We start from the raw sequence: 4898 nt of genomic DNA, 5'->3' as shown, positions 1-4898 counted from the left end.
TTGGTCTGCATGGACATGGGCCACAGGTCGGGTATCTTAGAGTATGTCATCTCATTGTTGCTTTTGATGCTTGCATCCTACGCGAGCCTGCTTGTGTCTGATGCTAACAAGAGGAAAAGCTGCTTACTGGCTGTTTTGGCTATTATAGTAGTTGCGATGTATCCGGTTGTGCACTTCATCTACGAAGGGTCAATGATCGCACGCATGGCGTTTTTCGTGATGTTCGGCTCATATTGGGGATGGTACGGGCCGTTTGTTGTGTTAATGTTTCCGGTGGGTGCGCGGCAGACATGTTTTTCTGCGCCTTACAGCGCTGGGTACCTTCTAGGTGGTTTTTCCCCAGCCATTTGTCTGTGGCTTTCCCATGCCACTGGGCTAAATACTATTCCGGCATTTTACCTGATCTCCTTCGCCGTCACAGTCTTCGTGATGGTTGCGCTTTTCTTGCGGGTTGAAGATGGATCATATAAGTTTGTACTTTCCGGAGAAGGGGGGGGGGAAGTAACAGCCCCGCACCGGAAACTTATGGGCTGATGATCGGCCCACACGGGGCCTGTTGTAGCTTGAAGGATGACTTTTGCACCAGGTTCATGACTGTCTCAACCAACTCTCCACTGAACCCTGACCGCACAATTTCCTCCTGCGTTTGCCCGAGGTCTACAAGTGCGTGTAACACGCGATCTAGGACGGAATATTCCGGCAAGGTGTCTTGATCCTTTTGGTCCGGCCTTAGCTCGGCTGAAGGGGCTTTACGTATTATCTCTTCTGGTATTACATTTGTCTTTTGACAAAGACTACCCCGCGGTATTTTGTTGTTCCGCCACTTCGCAAGTTCGTATACTCTGGTTTTGTACACGTCTTTGATTGGGGCAAAGCCCCCGCACATATCACCGTACAGAGTCGTATATCCCGTTAGTAGCTCGGATTTATTGCCAGTGGCGAGGAGCAACCATCCCATTTTGTTACTAGCCGCCATCAGGGATATTCCCCGTATTCTAGACTGCATGTTTTCCTCGGCCACGCCTGAGAGAGAGTTTGCAGGGAGTGTACTCAGCGCCCCAAGCGTGGTGCGGTAAATTTCCTCTATAGACATTACTGTATGGCTGGTACCAAGATTTAGCGCACACTTTGCCGCATCTTCCACGCTCGAAGGAGTAGTATATCTTGTTGGTAGCATGAACGTGTGTACGCACTGCGGCCCCAGGGCATCAGTAGCTATGGTGGCAACCAGCGCGGAATCTATCCCCCCGGACATGCCTAAGACTACGCTAGCAAACCCATTTTTGTGGGTATAATCCCTAAGCGCGAGCATGAGGTTTTGATAATCTTGCTCCTCACTTGTTGGAGGTTCTCCGACGCTGTCTAGCGTAGCGCACGGATTCATAATACTCTGATCTTCGGACCAAAGGGCACACAAGTGTGCTTTGTCGTTGTTACAAAGCAGAGATCCTCCGGGAAACACTCGGTGCTCATATCCGCCGAGTAGGTTAACGTATGCCAATGTGGCGCCGCATTTGCCAGATAGCCTGACACACGAGGATAAGGCATTTGGCCACCCGTGCGTAGATTTTCCCATTAGTATCAGTAGATCTAGCCCATTTGATGGTATACTTGCGCCACCGTGCTCCACGTCTGGGCTTTCCTCAAGCAGTAACGCGGCGGTCAAACCACTCACACTAAACATCACAAAAGCATCTCTCAAACGCTTTGGTATGTGCATCAAGGTTCGTATTGTGCCGCCGGATAGCAGGTAAATCACCTCACAAAGCTGTGCATCTCTGCGCTCAACGCCACCCACCACAATACAGGTTTGTTTGTTCAGTGTGTGCGAGGCCAGGTTTTCTAGATATTTGCGGTACAACGCTGTAAACTCCCCGAATGGTAGAGGAGCCTTGTCCAAGTATCCGGATATCGCACATCTGCTTAGCAGCATGATTCTAGCCCCGCTACTTACAGCTTTTTCATACCCTGCCAATATCTTTTCAAAGTTGCCTCGCACATCTCTTGCGTTGTAATTTAGCTGCGCAATGAAGACGTCAAACACCGCTTTCTACCGAGTTTTCAGCATTCTTGCCACTTCTAATGCAGCATAAGTGATAATACACCTGGCTCCTGCGCGTTTCATGCTGATTAGTGCTTCATACATGCATTGGTTGTAATCCAGCCAGCCACTTGCCGATGCGGCCTTGATCATGGCATATTCGCCACTGACCTGATATGCAAAAACCGGCACTTCAACCGCGGCACTTACTGCTGCGATTACATCCAGGTGAAACATCCCCGGTTTGATCATTAGCATATCGGCACCTTCATCGACGTCAAGACGTGCCTCCAGCAGGGCTTCCCTGGAATTAGCGACATCCATTTGGTATGTGCTTTTATCTATGGACTGAGACATCGTGCGGGAGCCGACTACCCCGCGAAATGGCTTATACAGGCACGAACAAAACTTTGCGGCGTAAGAGAGTATACAAACATTACTGAAGGCGCAATTATCGAGAAACTCCCTAATGGCGCCAATCCTACCATCCATCATATCTGAAGGAGCGACAACGTCACAACCCGCAGCTGCGAGCACTGCAGCCTGTTTGCAGAGTGCAGTTATTGTTGCGTCATTATCCACCTCGCCATCCACTACTATGCCATCGTGTCCGGAGGTTGTGTAAGGATCAAGCGCGACATCCGCAATAACCCCAATTTCGGGTACGCAGTCTTTTATATGGCGAATTGCGCCGCAAATTAGGTTGTTTGGATTATATGCCTCCTCCGCGTCGGTGGACTTCTTACATCTGGACGGGAACACAATTACGGCGTTGATTCCCGCCTCTAGCGCTTCACGCGCCAAATGTGCCGCACCTTTGGCGGATACATTCCGCATACAGTCCAGACCTTCTACCGGAATTATGTCTTCGTCATGCTCATGGACGAATATTGGCAGTATTAGGTTGCCAGCGCAAAGTGCAGTTTCCCTGACGATATTGCGCATCCAAGCGTGGGCGCGCCTGCGCCGCATTCTTGTTTTTGGAAACTGCATTTGAAACTCGGTCCGCTCTTCCACACAGAGTTTATTTTCTTTAACTGTATGCAGCAACTAATTTATATCGCAAAATGCCCAGCGCAGTTTCGGAGTAGTGGCCAATAGAGCAGCACACAATGGGCACGGCAGCGACGGGTAAAAAGTGAACAACAATAAGGGCTTACGCGTATAGATTATTGTGATTCTAAAATTAGTTGATGCAGCCAAGCGTAGCGTCTAACCTTCGAAGGTTTTAGTTGGGAAGTTCAACATGGACCACGTGGGGCAAATTTTTGACCGCTGTGAATTGCGGAATGAAACCCTTAATAAGAGTAAAAAGCGGCTTTTGTGTGCTACGATTCCTTTCGTGGTCTTTTTTATTATCATAACATTTAGGTTGATAACGCTCACGGCTGTGCCGCACGAGGAGATCAAACCCGCGGTGAGCAAGAATGCGCAGCCTAAAGGTCGGTTCACTATACTAGATCGCAATGGTGAAATACTTGCGACGGATATAGCCACGGTGTCGCTTTCTGCCGATACGACTGTGATGTCCAATCCTGAATTGGTGATAGAAAAAGTATCGGCCATTCTGCACGATGATAGTGAGCGTATACGCAGGCTGCTGTCGCCGAAGAAAAAGTTTATTTGGATTAAACGTGACATAACTTCCACAGAAGCGGCAGAGATCAAAGAGGCGCGGTTGAAGGGGCTACACTTAACGCAGGAAGTCAAGCGCGTATATCCGCACAACAACTTGCTCTCTCACATACTAGGCTATGTTGACCCGGATGGTAGGGGAATTTCAGGTATAGAGAGATATGCAGACATATTCGGTGTGCAGGGCGACGTCAAGCTGTCAGTAGATGTTAGAGTGCAGAATGTTGTAAGAGAAGAAATACTGCGCCAGATGGAGAAGTATAACGCGGCTGCGGGGATTGGGATCGTAATGGACGTGAGGAATGGTGAAATCCTCGCTGCAGTGAGTTTGCCAGATTTTGACCTCAATAACCGCTCAAAAGCCGCCGAAAACTATCAAAAATTTAACCGAGTGACCTTGGGTGTGTATGAAATGGGTTCTGTGTTTAAGCTATTCACGGTAGCAAGCGCCATAGACTCCGGCAAAGTCTCAGTTGAAGATACGTATGATGTCTCACAGCCTTTTATCATTGGCAGGTACAAGGTCAACGATATGTACAAGTCGCGCAGCCCGGTGTTGAGCGTGAGAGAAATTTTTGCGCAGTCTTCAAATGTAGGTATGGCAAAAATCGCCATGGATTTGGGTAAAGACATTCAGCTGGAGTACTTTGAGAGGATGGATTTGCTGTCAGATTTGGGCTTGGAAATTCCAGAGGTGGGGTTCCCAATTTTCCCCAGAGAGTGGAGTAACAGCACCGTTGCTACAGCTTCGTACGGATATGGAGTTGCAGTTACTCCGGTGCACGTTGTGCAGGCTGCGGCCGGGCTCGTAAATGACGGCATCATGCATGATGCCACGCTTATCTTCGGAAAAGGGACGGAGGGTAGGAGAGTAGTGAGCAGCGAGACATCGCGCAAAGTTAAGCAGCTACTGAGATTTGCGGTTGAACGCGGGACTGGCAAGCGGGCAAACGTCAAGGGATATCTGGTTGGAGGGAAGACGGGATCGGCGGAGAAAGTCATAGATGGTAGGTACCGCAAGGACGCAAACTTGGCATCATTTTTGGGCATATTTCCCATTTCTGAGCCGAAATATGCGATCATGGTGATGATTGACGAGCCCAAAGGCTCAAAAGTTACGGGTGGTGCCGTGTCTGCGCCGGTTGTGGGGAGAATAATAAGTAGAATGGCCCCCATACTGAGCATTGCTCCGGTGGCGGGATAGTGACAGGGTTTCCCTGCT

General features: G+C 49.3%; 3 protein-coding genes and 1 pseudogene. 2 read left to right on the top strand and 2 right to left on the bottom strand.

The annotated features are described in order from the left end of the window. Window positions 1-534: pseudogene (locus GAC_RS03410) on the top strand (MFS transporter); the annotation flags it as partial. On the opposite strand, the gene nadE reads toward GAC_RS03410, so the two are convergent. Both nadE and hemB read right to left on the bottom strand, forming a co-directional pair. Then, window positions 524-2044 (bottom strand): NAD(+) synthase, encoded by a 1521-nt coding sequence (nadE, locus tag GAC_RS03405; protein WP_010269744.1) that lies wholly within the window; start codon window positions 2042-2044, stop codon window positions 524-526. The pseudogene GAC_RS03410 and the gene nadE overlap by 11 nt on opposite strands. 6 nt (window positions 2045-2050) lie before the next feature. Beyond that, the gene (gene hemB / locus GAC_RS03400; RefSeq protein ID WP_010267396.1) at window positions 2051-3034 is read right to left on the bottom strand and encodes a porphobilinogen synthase; all 984 of its coding nucleotides are present in this window, start codon (window positions 3032-3034) and stop codon (window positions 2051-2053) included. A 253-nt stretch (window positions 3035-3287) separates the two neighbouring features. Between hemB and GAC_RS03395 the strand changes: the two genes are divergently transcribed. Beyond that, window positions 3288-4880 (top strand): peptidoglycan D,D-transpeptidase FtsI family protein, encoded by a 1593-nt coding sequence (locus GAC_RS03395; RefSeq protein WP_037349466.1) that lies wholly within the window; start codon window positions 3288-3290, stop codon window positions 4878-4880. Window positions 4881-4898: the final 18 nt, after the last annotated feature.

Source organism: Anaplasma marginale str. Florida (assembly GCF_000215485.1).
Classification (GTDB): Bacteria; Pseudomonadota; Alphaproteobacteria; order Rickettsiales; family Anaplasmataceae; genus Anaplasma; species Anaplasma marginale.
The sequence above is the reverse complement of the archived record's forward strand: the minus strand, read 5'-3'. Positions and strand labels throughout refer to the sequence as shown.

Excerpts from the sequence above, each read along its gene's own strand:
- hemB (WP_010267396.1), bottom strand. The coding sequence starts at position 3,034 with ATGCAGTTTCCAAAAACAAGAATGCGGCGCAGGCGCGCCCACGCTTGG.
- GAC_RS03395 (WP_037349466.1), top strand. The coding sequence starts at position 3,288 with ATGGACCACGTGGGGCAAATTTTTGACCGCTGTGAATTGCGGAATGAA.